Genomic DNA, 19,136 nt, shown 5'->3' with positions numbered 1-19,136 from the left:
ACAGGCTTGCAAGCTGGTAGACTCTCGCGCGGTTTGGGATGCTGCAGGTTATTAGCCTGGCCTGCAGACTATCGCTCCCGAACCTCGCGAGCCCTGCCACAAAGGGTTTCGCTGCCGCCGCCTGAGGAGAGAATTAGAAATGACCTTCGTCGTTACCGACAACTGCATCAAGTGCAAGTACACCGACTGCGTCGAAGTGTGTCCGGTGGACTGCTTCTACGAAGGCCCGAACTTCCTGGTTATCCACCCGGATGAGTGCATTGACTGCGCCCTGTGTGAACCAGAATGCCCGGCCGTCGCTATTTTCTCCGAGGACGAAGTCCCGGCAGAGATGCAGGAATTCATTCAGTTGAACGTCGAGCTGGCGGAAATCTGGCCGAACATCACTGAGCGCAAAGATCCGATGCCTGATGCAGCGGAGTGGGATGGCAAGAAAGGTAAGATTGCAGACCTCGAGCGCTGAAAGCGCCGCCGCCCAATAAAAAAGGCCCCTTGCGGGCCTTTTTGCGTTTCTGGGTGGTCGTTTTCACTTTTCTGCAGGCAAAAAAAAGGGGCGGTATGACCCGCCCACATTTTTTCCCTAGTCCCTGTATTCCTTTTCATCATCCTGATGAATCGCATCCTGCGACGTTCCTTCAACCATCGTTCCTTGATGGCTGTGCCAATCCGTGGACACAGGGCTGATCTTAGAGAGTTCCGAGGGAAGTTCAACGGGATCCAAGTGATCGGCTGACAGACTTGAACGCTCATCCAAGTATAAATAATTGTTATTTTTCATAAGGATAGAATATTCTTTCACCGTTTCGAGATGGACATGCCCGGTAAAAAAAACCAAACACTTACGAAAAAGTAAGCAAATGCTTACACGCGCAATTGCGCAAACGCATGATTCGGAACCATTGACTGATCGGCAGGCATAAAAAAGCCCCGACAACGCCGAGGCTGTTTTCCTTCAGCAGGCTCAGTCGTCGCTGACGGTGATGGTCGGCATTGCCGGTGCTGCGGCTTCCTGCAGGACGATCCGCGCGCCCACGTGACGGGCCAGTTCCTGGTACACCATAGCGATCGGTCCATCGGGCTCTGCGGCCACGGTGGGCTTGCCGCCGTCGGCCTGCTCACGAATTTCCATCGCCAGCGGCAACGACGCCAGCAACTCAACCCCGTATTGGGTCGCCAACTTCTCACCGCCGCCTTCGCCAAACAAATGCTCGGCGTGGCCGCAGTTGGAGCAGATGTGTACCGCCATGTTTTCAACAACGCCCAGCACCGGGATGTTGACCTTGCGGAACATCTCCACGCCTTTTCTGGCATCCAGCAGCGCCAGGTCCTGGGGTGTGGTCACGATTACCGAACCGGCCACCGGCACCTTTTGCGCCAGGGTCAGCTGGATATCGCCGGTGCCTGGCGGCATGTCGATCACCAGGTAATCGAGGTCGCCCCAGGCGGTCTGGGTAACCAGTTGCAGCAAGGCGCCGGAAACCATCGGCCCACGCCAGACCATAGGTGTGTTGTCGTCGGTTAGGAACGCCATGGACATGACTTCCACACCCAGCGACTCAATTGGCACAAACCACTTCTGGTCCTTGACCTTGGGCCGCGTGCCTTCGGCGATGCCGAACATCACGCCCTGGCTGGGGCCGTAGATATCAGCGTCGAGGATGCCCACGCGCGCACCTTCTCGGGCCAGCGCCAGCGCCAGGTTGGCGGCGGTGGTGGATTTACCCACGCCGCCCTTGCCGGAGGCCACCGCGATAACATTCTTGACGTTGGCCAGGCCCGGAATCTGCGCCTGGGCCTTGTGCGCGGCGATCACGCACTGGATGTCGACCTTGGCCGAACGCACGCCCTCCAGGCCTTCGATGGCCATTTGCAACATCTGCGCCCAGCCACTCTTGAACAAACCGGCGGCATAGCCCAGTTCCAACTGGACCGACACCTGGTCGCCCTGGACTTCAATGGCACGTACACAGCCGGCGCTGACCGGGTCCTGGTTCAAATAGGGGTCGGTGTACTGGCGAAGAACGGCTTCCACCGCTGCGCGATTGACGGCGCTCATGGGCTACTCCCGAAAAAAGACTGACTGAAACAGGCGGCTATCCTAACCGTTCCGGCCGCCCAGCGGCATGCTTTCGAGACTTGGGAAGATTCAGAAACAGCACCACGGGGTGAAATATATTTCCCGGCGCTTTATAGTGGCCGACCTCCGTTTCATCAAGTAGCCGAGCCCCATGTCCGAGCCACGCAAGATCCTCGTCACCAGCGCCCTGCCCTATGCCAATGGTTCCATCCATCTTGGCCATATGCTTGAGTACATCCAGACCGATATGTGGGTGCGCTTCCAGAAGCATCGCGGCAATCAATGCATTTATGTCTGCGCGGACGACGCCCACGGTTCGGCCATCATGTTGCGTGCCGAGAAGGAAGGCATCACCCCGGAACAACTGATCGCCAATGTGCAGGCTGAACACAGCGCCGACTTTGCCGAGTTCCTGGTGGACTTCGATAACTTCCACTCGACCCACTCCGAAGAAAACCGCGAGCTGTCGAGCCAGATCTACCTGCGCTTGAAGGAAGCCGGGCACATCGACCAGCGTTCGGTGACCCAGTATTTCGACCCGGAAAAGAAAATGTTCCTGGCCGACCGCTTCATCAAGGGCACCTGCCCTAAATGCGGCACCGAAGACCAGTACGGCGACAACTGCGAAAAATGTGGCGCGACCTATGCACCGACGGACTTGAAGAACCCGAAGTCGGCAATCTCCGGCGCCACCCCGGTGCTCAAGGATTCCCAGCACTTCTTCTTCAAGCTCCCGGATTTCCAGCAAATGCTGCAAACCTGGACCCGCAGCGGCACCTTGCAGGACGCCGTGGCCAACAAACTCTCCGAATGGCTCGACAGCGGCCTGCAGCAGTGGGACATCTCCCGCGATGCGCCGTACTTCGGCTTCGAGATCCCGGGCGAGCCGGGCAAGTACTTTTATGTGTGGCTGGACGCGCCGATTGGCTACATGGCCAGCTTCAAAAACCTCTGCGACCGCACGCCTGAGCTGGACTTCGACGCGTTCTGGGCAAAGGATTCCACCGCCGAGCTGTACCACTTCATCGGCAAGGACATCGTCAACTTCCACGCGCTGTTCTGGCCGGCCATGCTCGAAGGTTCGGGCTATCGCAAGCCGACCGGTATCGCCGTGCACGGCTACCTGACGGTCAATGGCCAGAAAATGTCCAAGTCCCGTGGCACCTTTATCAAGGCGCGCACCTACCTGGACCACCTGTCGCCGGAATACTTGCGCTACTACTATGCCGCCAAGCTGGGCCGTGGTGTCGACGACCTCGACCTGAACCTGGAAGACTTCGTGCAGAAGGTCAACTCGGACCTGGTCGGCAAAGTGGTCAACATCGCCAGCCGTTGCGCCGGTTTTATCCACAAGGGCAATGCCGGTTTACTGGTGGCTGAAAACGCCGCACCGGAACTGACCGAAGCCTTCCTGGCCGCCGCACCAAGCATCGCCGACGCCTATGAAGCCCGTGACTTTGCCCGCGCCATGCGCGAGATCATGGGCCTGGCCGACCGCGCCAACGCCTGGATCGCCGACAAGGCACCGTGGTCGCTGAACAAGCAGGAAGGTAAGCAAGCTGAAGTCCAGGCTATCTGTGCCACGGGCGTCAACCTGTTCCGCCAATTGGTAATCTTCCTCAAACCGGTGCTGCCATTGCTGGCCGCTGATGCCGAGGCGTTCCTCAACGTCGCGCCGCTGACCTGGAACGACCACGCCACCTTGCTCAGCAACCATCAGTTGAACGAGTTCAAGCCGTTGATGACGCGTATTGATCCGGTGAAAGTCCAGGCCATGACCGACGCTTCGAAAGAAGACCTGGTCGCCAGCCAGACCGACACCGGTTCGGCTGCGCCCGCCGGTAACGGTGAGCTGGCCAAGGATCCGATCTCGGCAGAAATCGACTTCGACGCCTTTGCCGCTGTAGACCTGCGCGTTGCGCTGATCGTCAAGGCCGAGGCCGTGGAGGGTGCCGACAAGCTGCTGCGCCTGACCCTGGACCTGGGTGGCGAGCAACGTAACGTGTTCTCCGGCATCAAGAGCGCCTACCCGGATCCTTCCAAGCTCGACGGCCGCTTGACCATGATGATCGCCAACCTCAAGCCACGCAAAATGAAGTTTGGCATCTCCGAAGGCATGGTGATGGCAGCCGGCCCAGGCGGCGAAGAGATCTACCTGTTGAGCCCTGACAGCGGTGCCAAGCCGGGGCAGCGTATCAAGTAAGCCCGCAAAGCCCGTCTGCGGCAAGCGGGCCTCCCGTGGCAAACGGGCTGCCTGTGGCGAGCGGGCTTGCCCCGCGTTGGGCTGCGCAGCAGCCCCAATAAAGTCGCCGCATTTGGCCTGTTAAGCCGAGTGTCTGTACCAAGGGCCGCTCCGCGCCGCAACGCGGGGCAAGCCCGCTCGCCACAGAACGCGCGCTCGCCACTACAGGCACTGTTTGTTCAACCGGCATACCAATGATCACCCCATGAACTTGATTCAACGTATCGACGCGCTGCTGCCGCAGACCCAATGCGGCAAATGCGGGCATCCGGGTTGCAAGCCTTACGCCGAGGGCATCGCGTTGGGTGAGGCAATCAACAAGTGCCCGCCCGGAGGGCAAGAAACCATTGCCGGCCTGGCCCTGCTGTTGCGCGTGCCGGTGTTGGAACTGGACACCAGTCGCGGCGAAGCCCCGGCCCAGGTCGCCTACATCCGCGAAGCCGAATGCATCGGCTGCACCAAGTGCATCCAGGCGTGCCCGGTGGATGCGATTGTCGGCGCCGCCAAGTTGATGCACACCGTGATCATGGATGAATGCACCGGCTGCGACCTGTGTGTTGCGCCCTGCCCTGTGGATTGCATTGAAATGCGTCCAGCGACCACTGTGCTGGCGATTGTCGGCGGCCTGGCGGCCGATGATGGGCAACGCCATGAGCGCGGCCTCAAGCGCGACCGCGCGCGGCGGCGCTTTGAGCAACGCAATGCGCGGCTGCAACGCGAGGAAGCGCATAAACTCGCCGAGCGCCTGGCGCGGGCTAAACGTTTGGCCCCGCCGGTTGCCCCTGTGCAAGCCGATGACGCTCAGGCGGCCCGGGATACAGCGGTCAAGAAGGCCAAGATCACCGTTGCCATGAGTCGCGCCCAACTGCATAAATCACTCAAGGCATTTGGACATCCACCGACCTTTGAGCAGCAGTCGCAGTTGATCGTGCTGCAACAGCAGTTCGAAGCAGCGGAGCAGGCGCTGGCCGCACTGGAAGTACAGAGCACACCGACGCCAGCAACGGCACCGAGTAACAGCGCCGATCTCAAGCGCGCTAAAATCCAGCTGGCCATGCACCGCGCAGCATTGAAGAAAGCCCAGGATCTAAACGCCACACCACAGCAACTGGCCGAGGCGCAAAGCAAAGTCGATGACGCACAACGCCAAGTGGATACTCATGACAGCGTTTAAACCCGCGCTAAACCCTGCTGTGTGTATTACTACAATCGCGCTGATCGCCTGCAAGGAACCACCTGCCCCATGAACGCCGCAAAACGCCTGGAAATTTTCCGCAGGTTTCATGAAGACAATCCGGAACCCAAGACCGAGCTGGCCTACTCGTCGCCGTTCGAGTTGCTGATTGCGGTGATCCTGTCAGCACAATCCACGGACGTGGGCGTCAACAAGGCTACGGCCAAGCTGTACCCAGTGGCCAATACGCCAGCGGCCATTTATGCCTTGGGTGTGGAGGGTTTGTCGGAGTACATCAAGACGATCGGCCTGTACAACAGCAAGGCCAAGAATGTCATTGAGACCTGCCGCTTGTTGGTTGAGCTGCACGGCAGTGAAGTGCCACAAACCCGCGAAGCCCTGGAAGCCCTTCCCGGCGTAGGCCGCAAAACTGCGAACGTGGTACTCAATACCGCGTTCCGGCAACTGACCATGGCAGTGGACACGCATATTTTCCGCGTCAGCAACCGAACCGGCATCGCGCGTGGCAAAAATGTGGTCGAGGTAGAAAAGCAGTTGATGAAGTTTGTGCCCAAGCCCTATCTGCTCGACTCCCACCACTGGCTGATCCTTCACGGGCGCTATGTGTGCCAGGCCCGCAAGCCTCGCTGCGGGAGTTGCCGCATCGAAGACCTGTGCGAGTACAAGGACAAAACCTCGGACGATTGAGGGTTCATTGGTTTTCTCGATCAGTCGATTGAAAAAATCTTTTTTACCCGTTCGTGGATTATCGTTATAAGGAGCGCCAACGGCAGTCTTAGCCTGGAGTTAACCTTATGAGCACTGGCAAAGAACAACTGGATGTAGAAGACGATCTCGTTGATGTGGCGGAAGACGAAGGGGACGCCCCTGTGGCAGAGGTGGCCAAGACCAATTTGAGCAAACGCCGCACTATCGACAACCTGTTGGAAGAGCGACGCTTGCAAAAACAACTGGCCGATTACGACTTCGACCTCTGATCGATGCGCTGACGGCCGGAAGCCTCCCTGACGGAGGCTTTTTTTTGCCGGGTTTTCGGGTTTTGGTGCAAAACCGCACCGCGTCTACACGAGGCCGTTGCGCTGGGCCAGCTCGATCAGGTCCACAAGGGAGCGTGCATTGAGCTTGAGTAACAGGCGGGTCTTGTAGGTGCTGACGGTTTTGTTGCTCAGGAACATGCCATCGGCAATTTCCTTGTTGGTTTTGCCTCGGGCCAGTTGCTGCAACACCATCATCTCGCGACCCGACAAGCGTTCAACCATGTCCGCCTCGCTGGCATTGCCCATGGTCGAGCGTACCGAGTTGAGCGCCTGGTTGGGGAAATAGCTGTAGCCGGAAAGTACAGCCTTGATGGCGCTCAGCAGCTCGGTCAGGTCCTGCTGCTTGCATACGTAGCCCGCCGCCCCCGCCTGCATGCAGCGCATGGAGAAATGGCCGGGTGCCTGAGACGTCAGCACCAGCACCTTGACGGGTGTAGCCTGCTTGGTAGACGCCAGCCGACAGATAACTTCCAGGCCATCGAGCTTGGGTATCCCGATATCCAGTATGACAATGTCCGGCATATGTTCCCGTGCAAGTTGCAGCGCATCGACGCCGTTATCAGTCTCGGCAACGACTTCATAACCATGACGTTCCATTAGCATGCGCACAGCAAGTCGAATGACGGGATGATCATCCACGATCAGCACTTTATTCATGAGAAAGTCCAATTTCGCTGTTCGAATTATTTAGAGCAAGCACAATAGCCTAGTCGTTTCCTAGTTGGCATAGCGCTCCCCCCCAAGCAACAGCAAGCAGAGACCCAACCCACAACGATATAGGAATTAACCTACAAAAAAACACAAACTCAGGTGCAGGGAATTTTATGCAACCCTTCAGAACTTTCCGGGGCCATACATATTTCGAGTGAAATATACGCCGCAGAATGGGTACGAGGTAAATGTACCGCACATGACTTTCAGGAAATACCCCTTGCTTATGGCAGCTAGGCCAGTGAGCAGCTGAAAAGAAATCAACTGATTTAGTTCCATTCAACATACCTGTTTACATCCCTATTTCCTACAGAAGTTTCAGCGCCCTACATACTCGCTGTACTTAGGTAGTGAATTTTCCGTAAGACATAGTTCCTGTGCAGGTGTAAAAAATTCATTCAACCGTACAGAAATAAACACGCCATCGCTGAAACGGCCGAATTCAACTTCAACATTCAACAAACCTTAAACAGTCAGACCGCGTTTAAACATCAGCTTGCTTTTAAATGCGCCCGTCTTTATATGCAGGCAAAAAAAATGGCCCCTTGGACTAGGGGCCATTTTTACAACAAGGGTCGCACTCAGAACAGCTTGCGACCCTTGTTGGCGGCGATGCGCATACGCAACGCGTTCAGCTTGATGAAGCCTGCCGCGTCCGCCTGGTTGTAGGCGCCGCCGTCTTCTTCGAAGGTGGCGATGTTGGCGTCGAACAGCGACTCATCAGACTTGCGACCGGTGACGATCACGTTGCCCTTGTACAGCTTCAGGCGCACAACGCCGTTCACGTGGACCTGGGAGGCGTCGATCATCTGTTGCAGCATCAGACGCTCCGGACTCCACCAGTAACCGGTGTAGATCAAGCTGGCGTACTTGGGCATCAGCTCGTCTTTGAGGTGAGCCACTTCACGGTCCAGGGTGATCGACTCAATGGCGCGGTGAGCGCGCAGCATGATGGTGCCGCCTGGGGTTTCGTAGCAACCACGGGACTTCATGCCCACGTAGCGGTTCTCGACGATGTCGAGACGGCCGATACCGTGTTCGCCACCGATACGGTTCAGGGTCGCCAGCACGGTGGCCGGGGTCATTTCGACGCCGTCCAGTGCAACGATGTCGCCGTTGCGGTAGGTCAGTTCCAGGTACTGGGCCTTGTCTGGAGCGTTCTCAGGGGAGACGGTCCATTTCCACATGTCTTCTTCGTGCTCGGTCCAGGTGTCTTCCAGCACGCCGCCTTCATAGGAGATGTGCAGCAAGTTGGCGTCCATCGAGTACGGGGACTTCTTCTTGCCGTGACGCTCGATCGGGATTGCGTGCTTTTCAGCGTAATCCATCAGCTTTTCACGGGACAGCAGGTCCCATTCACGCCAAGGAGCAATCACTTTCACGCCTGGCTTGAGGGCGTAGGCGCCCAGTTCGAAACGCACCTGGTCGTTGCCCTTGCCGGTAGCGCCATGGGAAATGGCGTCGGCGCCGGTTTCGTTGGCGATTTCGATCAGGCGTTTGGCGATCAGCGGGCGTGCGATGGAAGTACCCAGCAGGTACTCGCCTTCGTAGACGGTGTTGGCGCGAAACATCGGGAAGACGAAATCGCGGACGAATTCTTCGCGCAGGTCGTCAATGTAGATCTCTTTCACGCCCATGGCTTGCGCCTTGGCACGTGCAGGTTCGACCTCTTCGCCCTGACCCAGGTCAGCGGTGAAGGTCACCACTTCACAGTTATAAGTATCCTGCAGCCACTTGAGGATCACCGAAGTGTCCAGGCCGCCGGAATACGCGAGAACGACCTTGTTTACGTCGGCCATGCCATCACTCCACGGGGTTGTACGGAAAGCCGTCGATTCTACCGACCAAAACCGTGAATTTACAGAGGCGCGACAGCAAATGAAGATAAAGCGACAGATTATGTCGAGCGGGCGACCGATGGTCGCACCTTATGACGTGTGTGCCGCGCTGCTCGGGCCAGTGGCCTGGGGTGCCGGTTTCTCGGGGGCAGCCACGCGTTCGAGCTGAATATTCACGCGACGATTACGGGCGCGGTTGGCGGCATTGGTATTGGGCGCCAGTGGGTAACTTTCACCGTGAAAACGCAGGGTGATCTGCGATTCCTGAATGCCATTGGCCTTGAAGTAGTCCATCACCGCCAGGGCACGACGGCGCGAGACGTCACGGTTGGTCAGGCGGTTACCGCTGTTGTCGGAATGACCATTGAGCTCGACGTGATTAACCGTCGGGTCGGCTTTCATGAACGCGAGAATCACGTCCAGCTTCTTCTTGGCAGCGGCGTCCAGCTCGATACCGCCGCCGGGGAAGCCGACTTCAGTCTGTTTGACCTGATCGTAATTCATCGGCAACAGCTTGGTGGTGCACAGTTGATAGTCGTTGAAGGCCTTGTTGAATTTCACCGGCAACAGGCGGACCTCCGAGTAGCCGCCCTCACGCCCGTAATGCCGCACCGTAGGGCTACGCCCCTCCAGCAAACCCGTGAACAAACGCCCGGCCTGGGCCTGGGAGCTGTTGAACAGCACGTCGCCACTGCCAACACGCACGGCGCCCAAGTTGATATCACCACGGCCCGGTTGCCAGGGTGCCGCCGCAGCCAGCAAGGTCGCCGAGCCCGCTCCGAGCGCGCCGCTATAGGCTTTCAGGCGAAATGTCGCCTGCTCGCCGGCCCGGCGCACAAACTCACCCGAACCGAAATCGGTGATCGGCTGGGCCAGGCGGCACTCGAATTGGTCGCCTTCCACCTTCCACTCAATATTCTCCAGACGTGTCTGGAATGTGAGTGCCATCGCAGGCAGGCTGGCGAACACACTGAGCAGGGCTAGATAATGCTGGCGCACGGGAGGCTCCACTGGTTTCTACAACACTTCAAAGCGTCATACGTCGTTAAGGCATACCCAGGGATATCGGACACGTGCGGCAAAACTTGATAGCGAGTGCCTGCAAGAGTCTTTTCCGGTAGCATTCCCACCAGATTGACCCGCCTGGAATCCCCAATGTCCGACCGCCTGACCCTGCTGCGTCCCGACGACTGGCATATTCATCTTCGCGATGGTGCTGCGTTACCCCAAACCGTGGCCGATGTAGCGCGCACGTTTGGCCGCGCGATTATCATGCCTAACCTGGTACCTCCGGTGCGTAATGCCGAGCAAGCCGATGCCTATCGCCAGCGTATCCTCGCTGCGCGCCCGGCCGGCAGCCGCTTCGAACCGTTGATGGTGCTCTACCTCACCGACCGTACCCAGCCTGCCGAAATCCGCGAGGCCAAGGCCAGCGGTTTTGTGTACGCCGCCAAGTTGTACCCGGCGGGCGCGACCACCAACTCCGACTCCGGCGTGACCAGTATCGACAAGATCCTGCCGGCGATCGAAGCCATGGCTGAAGTCGGCATGCCGCTGCTGATCCACGGTGAAGTCACCCGTGGCGATGTGGATGTGTTTGATCGTGAAAAGATCTTCATCGACGAGCATATGCGCCGCGTGGTCGAGCTGTTCCCGACCCTCAAGGTCGTGTTCGAACACATCACCACCGCCGACGCCGTGCAGTTCGTCAACGAGGCTTCGGCCAACGTCGGCGCGACCATCACCGCGCATCACCTGCTTTACAACCGCAACCACATGCTGGTGGGCGGGATTCGGCCGCACTTCTATTGCCTGCCGATCCTCAAGCGCAACACCCACCAGGTGGCCCTGCTGGACGCCGCTACCAGCGGCAGCCCGAAGTTCTTCCTCGGCACCGACTCGGCGCCCCACGCCCAGCACGCCAAAGAAGCTGCGTGCGGCTGTGCCGGTTGCTACACCGCGTATGCCGCCATCGAGCTGTATGCCGAAGCGTTTGAACAGCGCAACGCCCTGGACAAGCTCGAAGCCTTCGCCAGCCTCAACGGCCCGCGCTTCTACGGCCTGCCGGCGAATACCGACCGCATTACCCTGGTTCGTGAAGACTGGACCGCCCCTGCCAGCCTGCCGTTTGGCGAGCTGACTGTTATCCCGCTGCGCGCCGGTGAAACACTGCGCTGGCGCCTGCTGGAGGAAAGCAAGTGAGTGAAGACCATTACGACGACGAACACGAGCACAGTGGTGGCGGCTCCCGCCACCCGATGGCCGAGCGGTTTCGCGGTTATCTGCCGGTTGTCATCGACGTAGAAACCGGTGGTTTCAACTGCGCCACCGACGCATTGCTGGAAATCGCCGCGACCACTATCGGCATGGATGAACAGGGTTTTGTGTTCCCGGAACACACCCACTTCTTCCGTGTGGAGCCGTTTGAAGGCGCGAATATCGAAGCTGCAGCCCTGGAGTTCACCGGCATCAAGCTCGATCACCCACTGCGCATGGCCGTGAGTGAAGAAGCGGCGCTGACCGATATCTTCCGTGGTGTGCGTAAAGCGTTGAAGGCCAATGGCTGCAAACGCGCGATCCTGGTGGGCCATAACAGCAGCTTCGACCTGGGCTTCCTGAATGCTGCCGTGACGCGGTTGGACATGAAGCGCAACCCGTTTCACCCGTTCTCCAGCTTTGACACCGCCACGCTTGCGGGCCTGGCTTACGGCCAGACCGTGCTGGCAAAGGCCTGCCAGGCGGCCGGTATCGACTTTGACGGTCGTGAGGCCCACTCGGCCCGCTACGACACCGAGAAGACTGCCGAGCTGTTCTGCGGCATCGTCAATCGGTGGAAGCAAATGGGCGGCTGGGAAGACTTCAACGACTGAGGCTGACGCCTTTGTGGTTGTGGCGAGGGAGCTTGCTCCCGCTGGGTTGCGCAGCGGCCCCAATAAGACCGCCGCGGTTAACCTGTTAAACTGCGGTGTCAGGTTATGGGGCTGCTTCGCAGCCCAGCGGGAGCAAGCTCCCTCGCCACAGAACCAAATGCAGCGCACAAAAAAACCGGCCTTTTCAGGCCGGTTTTTTTGTGCCGCGAACCTGGCTTACAGCTTGCCAGCGTTCTCGGTCAGGTAAGCCGCAACGCCTTCTGGCGAAGCGTTCATGCCTTTGTCGCCTTTTTTCCAGTTGGCAGGGCAGACTTCGCCGTGCTCTTCGTGGAATTGCAGGGCATCGACCAGACGGATCAGCTCTTCCATGTTACGGCCCAGCGGCAGGTCGTTGATGATCTGCGAGCGTACAACGCCCTTGTCGTCGATCAGGAACGCGCCACGGAACGCCACGCCGCCTTCGGACTCAACGTCGTAGGCCTTGGCAATGTCGTGCTTCATGTCGGCAGCCATGGTGTATTTGACTTTGCCGATGCCGCCATCATTGATGGCGGTGTTGCGCCAGGCGTTGTGGGTGAAATGGGAGTCGATGGAAACGGCTACCACTTCAACATTGCGCGCCTTGAAATCGTCCATGCGGTGGTCCAGAGCGATCAGCTCCGACGGGCACACGAAGGTGAAGTCCAGCGGGTAGAAGAACACCAGGCCGTATTTGCCTTTGATGGCTTCAGACAGTTTGAAGCTGTCTACGATTTCGCCATTGCCGAGGACGGCAGGTACGTCGAAATCCGGGGCTTGTTTGCCGACGAGTACGCTCATTGGGTATCTCCTGATGTAAGGGTGACGATTGAAGTAAAAGGACCAGCCCAAGTCTGGCGCAATTAAGCGACAGGCCTGTGACGCGGTCACGCTTCGTGAAGACCGACCATCATACACTGAAAAAACCGTTCGTCAGCGCGCCGCAGGTACCTGGCAATACCCTGTGAATCTACTTTGACAATCATTCTCGTTAACATTAAGATCCATCGCACTTAAGCCTTAAACCCGCGATGGTTCTCCCTTATGTATGTCTGCCTCTGCACTGGCGTCACCGACGGACAAATCCGCGAAGCAATCTATGAAGGTTGCTGCAGCTACAAGGAAGTACGTGAAACCACCGGCGTTGCCAGCCAGTGCGGCAAATGTGCTTGCCTCGCCAAGCAAGTGGTACGGGAAACCCTGACGCAGCTGCAAACAGCCCAGGCCGCACTCCCCTACTCAGCAGAATTTACACACGCTTAAATAGGCGTGTTTTGAAGAACCGGACTTAATGTCCGGTTTTTTTATGCCCGTAATTCAATTAGTTAGCGTCAAGACGCGGAACACAAACATTCTTATTCCGATTAATTTTCATTTATTATTCAATAACTTAGGTTTGACACTAGGGATTTCGCCGCTCAAACTCCGCCCTATACACAGCTATTACAGGGCAGGACCCCAGTCATGAAAGGCGACATCTCAGTCATCCAGCAACTCAACAAAATCCTTGCCAATGAACTGGTCGCGATCAATCAGTACTTTCTGCATGCGCGCATGTATGACGATTGGGGCCTGGAAAAGCTCGGCAAGCGTGAATACAAAGAATCGATCAAGGCCATGAAGGACGCAGACGCGCTGATCAAGCGCATCCTGTTCCTGGAAGGGCTGCCGAACGTACAGGACCTGGGCAAGCTGAACATCGGCGAGCACACCCAGGAGATGATCAGCAGCGACCTGAAGTTCGAGCAGAAGAGCCACAGCGACCTCAAGGCCGCCATCGCTCACTGCGAAACCAAAGGCGACTTCGGCAGCCGTGAGCTGCTGGAAGATATCCTGGAAGATCAGGAAGAACATATCGACTGGCTGGAAACCCAGCTGGGCTTGATCGTTAAAGTCAGCCTGGAAAACTACCTGCAATCGCAGATGGGTGAATAAGCGCTGAAGATCGTTCCCACTTGAGCATGGTGACGCAGAGCGTCACAGGATGCATTCCCACGCGGAGCGTGGGAACGATCACAAAAAAGCCCCGCTCTCTTTCGAGAAGCGGGGCTTTTTATTGCATTCGGGTCAAGCGTCAGTCTTGGCCGCCGCGTTTACCGCTGCTTCTTTGATCAGCGCTTGCAGCGAACCGTCAGCAGCCATCTCAGTGATGATATCGCTACCGCCGACCAGCTCACCGGCTACCCACAGTTGTGGGAAAGTTGGCCAGTTGGCGTACTTCGGCAGGTTGGCGCGGATTTCCGGGTTTTGCAGGATATCCACGTAAGCGAATTTCTCGCCGCACGCCATGATGGCCTGGGAAGCCTTCGCGGAGAAACCGCACTGAGGAGCGTTCGGGGCGCCCTTCATGTAAAGCAGAATGGTGTTATTGGCAATCTGCTCTTTGATCGTTTCGATGATATCCATGGAACACCTCGGCTGGAACTTTGCGACTCACAGGTCGGCACGGTGGCGCATTGTAACGCAAAATTCCAGCGCAGTGCTCGGGCCTTATGCGGCGGCCACCTGTACCGGCACGCCATTAAGCGCGGCGTTTCCAGACAATTCATCCAATTGCCGCTCGTCGGTCAGGTCATTGGCACTGGCCCCAGGCTGCCCACTGGCGATGGTCATGCGCACGCCTGGACGACCGTGGCCCCAGCCGTGTGGCAGGCTGACCACGCCAGGCATCATGTCCAGGCTGGCCACCACTTCCACTTCGATCTCGCCAACGCGTGAGCTGACACGCACCCACTGCCCATCACTCAATTGTCGGCTGGCAAGGTCGTCGGGATGCATATGCAGTTGATGGCGCGGCTTGCCCTTCACCAGGCGGTGATAGTTATGCATCCAGGAATTGTTGCTGCGTACATGCCGACGGCCGATCAGTAACAGCTCATTGACCATTGGCACCGGCTGGGCCGCAAAGCGCGCCAGGTCTGCCAGGACCACCGCAGGCGCTGCCTGCACGTGGCCGTCGGCGGTTTTCAAGCGTGCGGCCAAGTTGGGTTTGAGCGGCCCCAGGTCCACGCCATGGGGATGATCGGCGAGCATGGCCACCGACAGTTTGTGCTCGGACGCATCGCCATAGACCCCGGCACGCAAGCCAAAGTCGATCATCTGTGCCGGCGCCATGGTCGGCTTGAGCACCGCGCCGGTGTGCGCAGCGAAGGCCTTGGCCAAGCCGACAAAGATCTCCCAATCATGCAACGCGCCGGCAGGCTTGGGCAGGATCGCGCGATTGAAGCGGGTGACGTTACGCACTGCGAACATATTGAACGTGGTGTCGTAGTGATCGTTTTCCAACGCTGAAGTGGACGGCAAGATCAGGTCGGCATAGCGCGTGGTTTCGTTGATATACAGGTCGACGCTGACCATGAACTCCAAACCGTCCAGGGCCTTCTCCAGTTGGCGACCGTTAGGCGTGGACAGCACCGGGTTTCCGGCCACCGTCACCAGGGCGCGGATCTGCCCTTCGCCTTCAGTGAGCATTTCTTCGGCCAGGGCCGATACGGGTAACTCGCCACCGTACTCCGGCCGCCCGGACACCCGGCTTTGCCAGCGATTGAAGTGCCCGCCGCCAGTGGAGGCCACCAGGTCCACCGCCGGCGTGGTGCACAAGGCGCCGCCGACACGGTCGAGGTTGCCCGTGACCAGGTTGATCAATTGCACCAGCCAATGGCACAGCGTGCCGAAGGCCTGGGTCGATACGCCCATGCGCCCGTAGCACACGGCCTTGTCCGCCGCCGCAAAGTCCCGCGCCAACTGGCGGATCTGTTCGGCAGGCACCGCACACTGGCGGCTCATGGCTTCGGCGGTAAACCCGGCAATCGCCTGGCGCACATCCTCCAGGCCTGCAATCGGCAAATGGCTGTCGCGGGTCAGGTTTTCGCTGAGCAAGGTGTTGAGCAGCCCGAACAGCAGCGCCGCGTCGCCACCGGGCCGCACGAACACATGCTGATCGGCAATCGCCGCCGTCTCGCTGCGCCGGGGGTCAACCACCACCACTTTGCCGCCGCGGGCCTGGATGGCCTTGAGGCGTTTCTCCACATCGGGCACGGTCATGATGCTGCCGTTGGACGCCAGCGGGTTGCCGCCCAGGATCAGCATGAAATCGGTGTGGTCGATATCCGGAATCGGCAGCAACAAGCCATGGCCGTACATCAGGTGACTGGTGAGGTGATGGGGCAACTGGTCCACCGAGGTGGCGGAAAACCGATTGCGCGTCTTCAGCAGGCCAAGGAAGTAGTTGCTGTGGGTCATCAACCCGTAGTTATGCACGCTGGGGTTGCCCTGATACACCGCCACCGCGTTCTGCCCGTGCCGGGCCTGGATGCCTGCGAGGCGTTCGGCTACCAGTGCAAAGGCCTCGTCCCACGGGATCGGCTGCCAGTCGCTGCCCACTCGCAGCATGGGCTGGTGCAGGCGGTCGGGGTCGTTCTGAATATCCTGCAGCGCCACGGCTTTTGGGCAAATATGTCCGCGGCTGAACGCGTCCAGCGGGTCGCCCTTGATAGAGGTGATCGCCAGGCTACCGTCATCCGCCTGGGTGGTTTCCAGGGTCAGGCCGCAGATGGCTTCACACAGATGGCAGGCACGGTGGTGGAGAGTCTTGGTCATGGCCAGTCTCTTTATTGGGCTTTGGCCCAACTATGGCCCGACACCTGAACGCGCACCAGCAACGTTCGTTCTGTGAATCGAGGGGCATCAGGCCAGGCCATGGGCAAGTGTTTCAAATCTTTGCATAGGCGCTCCGAAACCGACACAACCCGCTCCAGGCCCGCCCCACACATTGCAAAAGGTCTTGGCGCCAGTGTACAAATGGGGCGCTGCTGTCAGGAATCAGTCTTCAAAAGCGCTCCGGCGCCCCTCTTGAACACCCTTAAAAACTGTAGCCCTATTGGTAAGACGCGACATTTAATTATAAGATCGCGCCTTCCCCTATTTCGTCGCCCCGTGCGGCTTTCGCCGCAGGTCTCGCCCGTTGTCACAATAAACAAGGCTTTGAGTATCTGCGGTCTGTTGCAAAAAGGTAGTTAATGATGAGCGCAAGGCACTTTCTCTCCCTGATGGATTGCACGCCCGAAGAGCTGGTCAGCGTGATCCGTCGAGGCATTGAGCTTAAAGACCTGCGTAACCGCGGCGTACTGTTCGAGCCTTTGAAAAACCGTGTGCTCGGGATGATTTTCGAGAAGTCGTCGACCCGCACCCGCGTGTCGTTCGAAGCCGGCATGATCCAGCTGGGTGGCCAAGCCATCTTCCTGTCCTCGCGTGACACCCAACTGGGCCGCGGCGAACCGATCGCCGACGCTGCCCGCGTGATGTCGCGCATGCTCGATGCGGTGATGATCCGCACCTTTGCCCACAGCACCGTGACCGAATTTTCCGCCAACTCGCGCGTACCGGTGATCAACGGCCTGTCCGATGACCTGCACCCGTGCCAGTTGCTGGCCGACATGCAAACCTTCCTTGAACACCGTGGTTCGATCCAGGGCAAGACCGTGGCCTGGATCGGCGACGGCAACAACATGTGCAACAGCTATATAGAAGCGGCGATCCAGTTCGACTTCCAACTGCGTGTGGCCTGCCCCGAAGGCTACGAGCCGGATGCACGTTTCCTGGCCCAGGCGGGCGATCGTGTGACCGTGGTGCGCGACCCGCGTGACGCGGTCATCGGCGCGCACCTGGTGAGCACCGACGTGTGGACCTCCATGGGCCAGGAAGAAGAAACCGCCAAGCGCCTGGCGCTGTTCGCGCCGTTCCAGGTGACCCGTGCCTTGCTCGACCTGGCCGCGCCAGACGTGCTGTTCATGCACTGCCTGCCCGCGCACCGGGGCGAAGAAATCAGCCTCGACCTGCTCGACGATGAGCGTTCGGTGGCGTGGGACCAGGCTGAGAACCGCCTGCATGCGCAAAAGGCGCTGCTCGAATTCCTCGTCCCGCCGTCGTACCACCACGCATGAGCCAGCCATTACTGCTGAACCTGCGCAATCTGGCATGCGGCTATCAAGATCAACGCGTGGTGCAGCACCTCAACCTGCACCTCAACGCCGGTGACATCGGCTGCCTGCTGGGCTCCTCGGGTTGCGGAAAAACCACAACTTTGCGCGCGATCGCCGGGTTTGAGCCGGTGCATGAAGGTGAGATCAGCCTGGCCGGCGAAGTAATCTCCAGCGCCGGGTTCACCCTGGCGCCGGAGAAACGTCGCATTGGCATGGTGTTTCAGGACTACGCGCTGTTTCCGCATTTGAGCGTGGCCGACAACATCGCCTTTGGCATTCGCAAGCACCCGCAAAAAGACCGCGTGGTTGGCGAACTGCTGGAACTGGTCAACCTGAAAAACCTCGGCAAGCGTTTCCCCCACGAACTTTCCGGCGGCCAGCAACAACGCGTCGCCCTCGCCCGCGCCTTGGCGCCGGAACCGCAACTGTTGCTGCTCGATGAACCTTTCTCCAACCTCGACGGTGAACTGCGGCGCAAGCTCAGCCATGAAGTACGTGACATTCTCAAGGCGCGCGGCACCAGCGCGATTCTGGTCACCCATGATCAGGAAGAAGCCTTCGCCGTGAGTGATCACGTGGGCGTATTCAAAGAGGGCCGTCTTGAGCAGTGGGACACGCCCTACAACCTCTACCACGAACCGCAAACCCCTTATGTCGCCAGCTTTATCGGCCAGGGGTACTTCATTCGCGGGCAATTGAGTTCGCCGGAATCGGTCAGCACCGAACTGGGTGACTTGCGTGGCAACCGTGCCTACACCTGGCCAACGGGTGGCGCGGTGGATGTGTTGCTACGTCCGGATGACATCGTTTACGCACCCGACAGCGCGTTAAAAGCGCGGATTGTCGGCAAGACTTTCCTCGGCGCTTCGACCTTGTACCGCTTGCAACTGCCGACCGGTGCACAGCTGGAGTCGATTTTCCCCAGCCATGCAGACCATCAGGTGGGTGCGCAGGTGGGGATTCGGGTGGCGGCGGAGCATCTGGTGTTGTTTCAGGCATCGGGCAGCACGGCGGCGCAGATTCCTCAAGTTGAATCCGGCGTGCGACGTTACAGCGCCGCCCACTGAACAACTGACTAAACCGGGTAAAAAATGTGGGAGCTGGCTTGCCTGCGATGCAGACACCTCGGTCTGTCAGTTGAACCGAGGTGATGCAATCGCAGGCAAG

18 protein-coding genes are annotated in these 19,136 nt (G+C 58.8%); 11 read left to right on the top strand and 7 right to left on the bottom strand.

Going from position 1 to position 19,136, the window contains the following annotated elements:
* Positions 1-139: 139 nt before the first annotated feature.
* Positions 140-463: a ferredoxin FdxA gene (gene fdxA, locus AOA62_RS09435; RefSeq protein WP_003208688.1), complete on the top strand. Its 324-nt coding sequence runs from the start codon at positions 140-142 to the stop codon at positions 461-463.
* A 498-nt stretch (positions 464-961) separates the two neighbouring features.
* Here the strand turns inward: fdxA and apbC are convergent, their stop codons facing one another.
* Positions 962-2,056 carry an iron-sulfur cluster carrier protein ApbC gene (gene apbC, locus AOA62_RS09430; protein WP_017137049.1) on the bottom strand — a complete coding sequence of 365 codons (1,095 nt, stop codon included), beginning with the start codon at positions 2,054-2,056 and terminating at the stop codon, positions 962-964.
* A 172-nt stretch (positions 2,057-2,228) separates the two neighbouring features.
* On the opposite strand from apbC, the gene metG reads away from it, so the two are divergent.
* The 4 genes from metG to AOA62_RS09410 all read left to right on the top strand — a co-directional run bounded on the left by metG (position 2,229) and on the right by AOA62_RS09410 (position 6,491).
* Positions 2,229-4,280: a methionine--tRNA ligase gene (metG, locus tag AOA62_RS09425; RefSeq protein WP_017137048.1), complete on the top strand. Its 2,052-nt coding sequence runs from the start codon at positions 2,229-2,231 to the stop codon at positions 4,278-4,280.
* 244 nt (positions 4,281-4,524) lie between these two features.
* Positions 4,525-5,493 (top strand): electron transport complex subunit RsxB, encoded by a 969-nt coding sequence (rsxB, locus tag AOA62_RS09420; protein WP_099548519.1) that lies wholly within the window; start codon positions 4,525-4,527, stop codon positions 5,491-5,493.
* A 69-nt stretch (positions 5,494-5,562) separates the two neighbouring features.
* Positions 5,563-6,201 carry an endonuclease III gene (gene nth, locus AOA62_RS09415; RefSeq protein ID WP_017137046.1) on the top strand — a complete coding sequence of 213 codons (639 nt, stop codon included), beginning with the start codon at positions 5,563-5,565 and terminating at the stop codon, positions 6,199-6,201.
* 107 nt (positions 6,202-6,308) lie between these two features.
* Positions 6,309-6,491 (top strand): PA3496 family putative envelope integrity protein, encoded by a 183-nt coding sequence (locus AOA62_RS09410; protein WP_017137045.1) that lies wholly within the window; start codon positions 6,309-6,311, stop codon positions 6,489-6,491.
* Positions 6,492-6,575: 84 nt separating this feature from the next.
* Here the strand turns inward: AOA62_RS09410 and AOA62_RS09405 are convergent, their stop codons facing one another.
* The 3 genes from AOA62_RS09405 to AOA62_RS09395 all read right to left on the bottom strand — a co-directional run bounded on the left by AOA62_RS09405 (position 6,576) and on the right by AOA62_RS09395 (position 10,099).
* Positions 6,576-7,208 carry a response regulator transcription factor gene (locus AOA62_RS09405; protein ID WP_017137044.1) on the bottom strand — a complete coding sequence of 211 codons (633 nt, stop codon included), beginning with the start codon at positions 7,206-7,208 and terminating at the stop codon, positions 6,576-6,578.
* 635 nt (positions 7,209-7,843) lie between these two features.
* Positions 7,844-9,061 carry an argininosuccinate synthase gene (locus AOA62_RS09400; protein WP_003208700.1) on the bottom strand — a complete coding sequence of 406 codons (1,218 nt, stop codon included), beginning with the start codon at positions 9,059-9,061 and terminating at the stop codon, positions 7,844-7,846.
* A gap of 129 nt (positions 9,062-9,190) precedes the next feature.
* Positions 9,191-10,099, bottom strand: coding sequence for an OmpA family protein (locus AOA62_RS09395; RefSeq protein ID WP_099548518.1), 909 nt, complete (start codon positions 10,097-10,099; stop codon positions 9,191-9,193).
* Positions 10,100-10,255: 156 nt separating this feature from the next.
* Here AOA62_RS09395 and pyrC point away from each other — a divergent pair, with 156 nt between their 5' ends.
* Complete coding sequence (gene pyrC, locus AOA62_RS09390; protein WP_017137042.1) at positions 10,256-11,302, top strand: dihydroorotase; 1,047 nt, start codon at positions 10,256-10,258, stop codon at positions 11,300-11,302.
* Complete coding sequence (rnt, locus tag AOA62_RS09385) at positions 11,299-11,970, top strand: ribonuclease T (RefSeq protein ID WP_017137041.1); 672 nt, start codon at positions 11,299-11,301, stop codon at positions 11,968-11,970. Before pyrC ends, rnt begins: the two co-directional genes overlap by 4 nt.
* A gap of 216 nt (positions 11,971-12,186) precedes the next feature.
* Here the strand turns inward: rnt and AOA62_RS09380 are convergent, their stop codons facing one another.
* The gene (locus tag AOA62_RS09380; RefSeq protein ID WP_003172097.1) at positions 12,187-12,789 is read right to left on the bottom strand and encodes a peroxiredoxin; all 603 of its coding nucleotides are present in this window, start codon (positions 12,787-12,789) and stop codon (positions 12,187-12,189) included.
* A 243-nt stretch (positions 12,790-13,032) separates the two neighbouring features.
* Here AOA62_RS09380 and AOA62_RS09375 point away from each other — a divergent pair, with 243 nt between their 5' ends.
* Positions 13,033-13,251, top strand: a complete 219-nt coding sequence (locus AOA62_RS09375) for a bacterioferritin-associated ferredoxin (RefSeq protein ID WP_010564137.1) — start codon at positions 13,033-13,035, stop codon at positions 13,249-13,251.
* Positions 13,252-13,452: 201 nt separating this feature from the next.
* A complete protein-coding gene (gene bfr, locus AOA62_RS09370) occupies positions 13,453-13,923 on the top strand; it encodes a bacterioferritin (protein ID WP_017137040.1) in 471 nt (156 codons plus the stop codon).
* A gap of 132 nt (positions 13,924-14,055) precedes the next feature.
* Here the strand turns inward: bfr and grxD are convergent, their stop codons facing one another.
* The gene (gene grxD, locus AOA62_RS09365; RefSeq protein WP_058421605.1) at positions 14,056-14,394 is read right to left on the bottom strand and encodes a Grx4 family monothiol glutaredoxin; all 339 of its coding nucleotides are present in this window, start codon (positions 14,392-14,394) and stop codon (positions 14,056-14,058) included.
* Positions 14,395-14,478: 84 nt separating this feature from the next.
* On the bottom strand, positions 14,479-16,587 hold the full coding sequence (locus AOA62_RS09360) for a molybdopterin oxidoreductase family protein (protein WP_099548517.1): 2,109 nt from the start codon (positions 16,585-16,587) through the stop codon (positions 14,479-14,481).
* 422 nt (positions 16,588-17,009) lie between these two features.
* On the opposite strand from AOA62_RS09360, the gene argF reads away from it, so the two are divergent.
* Together argF and AOA62_RS09345 are read left to right on the top strand one after the other, a co-directional pair.
* Complete coding sequence (gene argF, locus AOA62_RS09350) at positions 17,010-17,930, top strand: ornithine carbamoyltransferase (protein WP_069786197.1); 921 nt, start codon at positions 17,010-17,012, stop codon at positions 17,928-17,930.
* On the top strand, positions 17,927-19,036 hold the full coding sequence (locus AOA62_RS09345; RefSeq protein ID WP_099548516.1) for an ABC transporter ATP-binding protein: 1,110 nt from the start codon (positions 17,927-17,929) through the stop codon (positions 19,034-19,036). The genes argF and AOA62_RS09345 overlap by 4 nt, the downstream gene beginning before the upstream one ends.
* The last annotated feature ends 100 nt before the right edge of the window (positions 19,037-19,136 follow it).

This window comes from Pseudomonas sp. 2995-3, assembly GCF_002742565.1.
Lineage (GTDB): Bacteria > Pseudomonadota > Gammaproteobacteria > Pseudomonadales > Pseudomonadaceae > Aquipseudomonas > Aquipseudomonas edaphica.
This window is presented reverse-complemented; position numbering and strand designations above follow the sequence as displayed.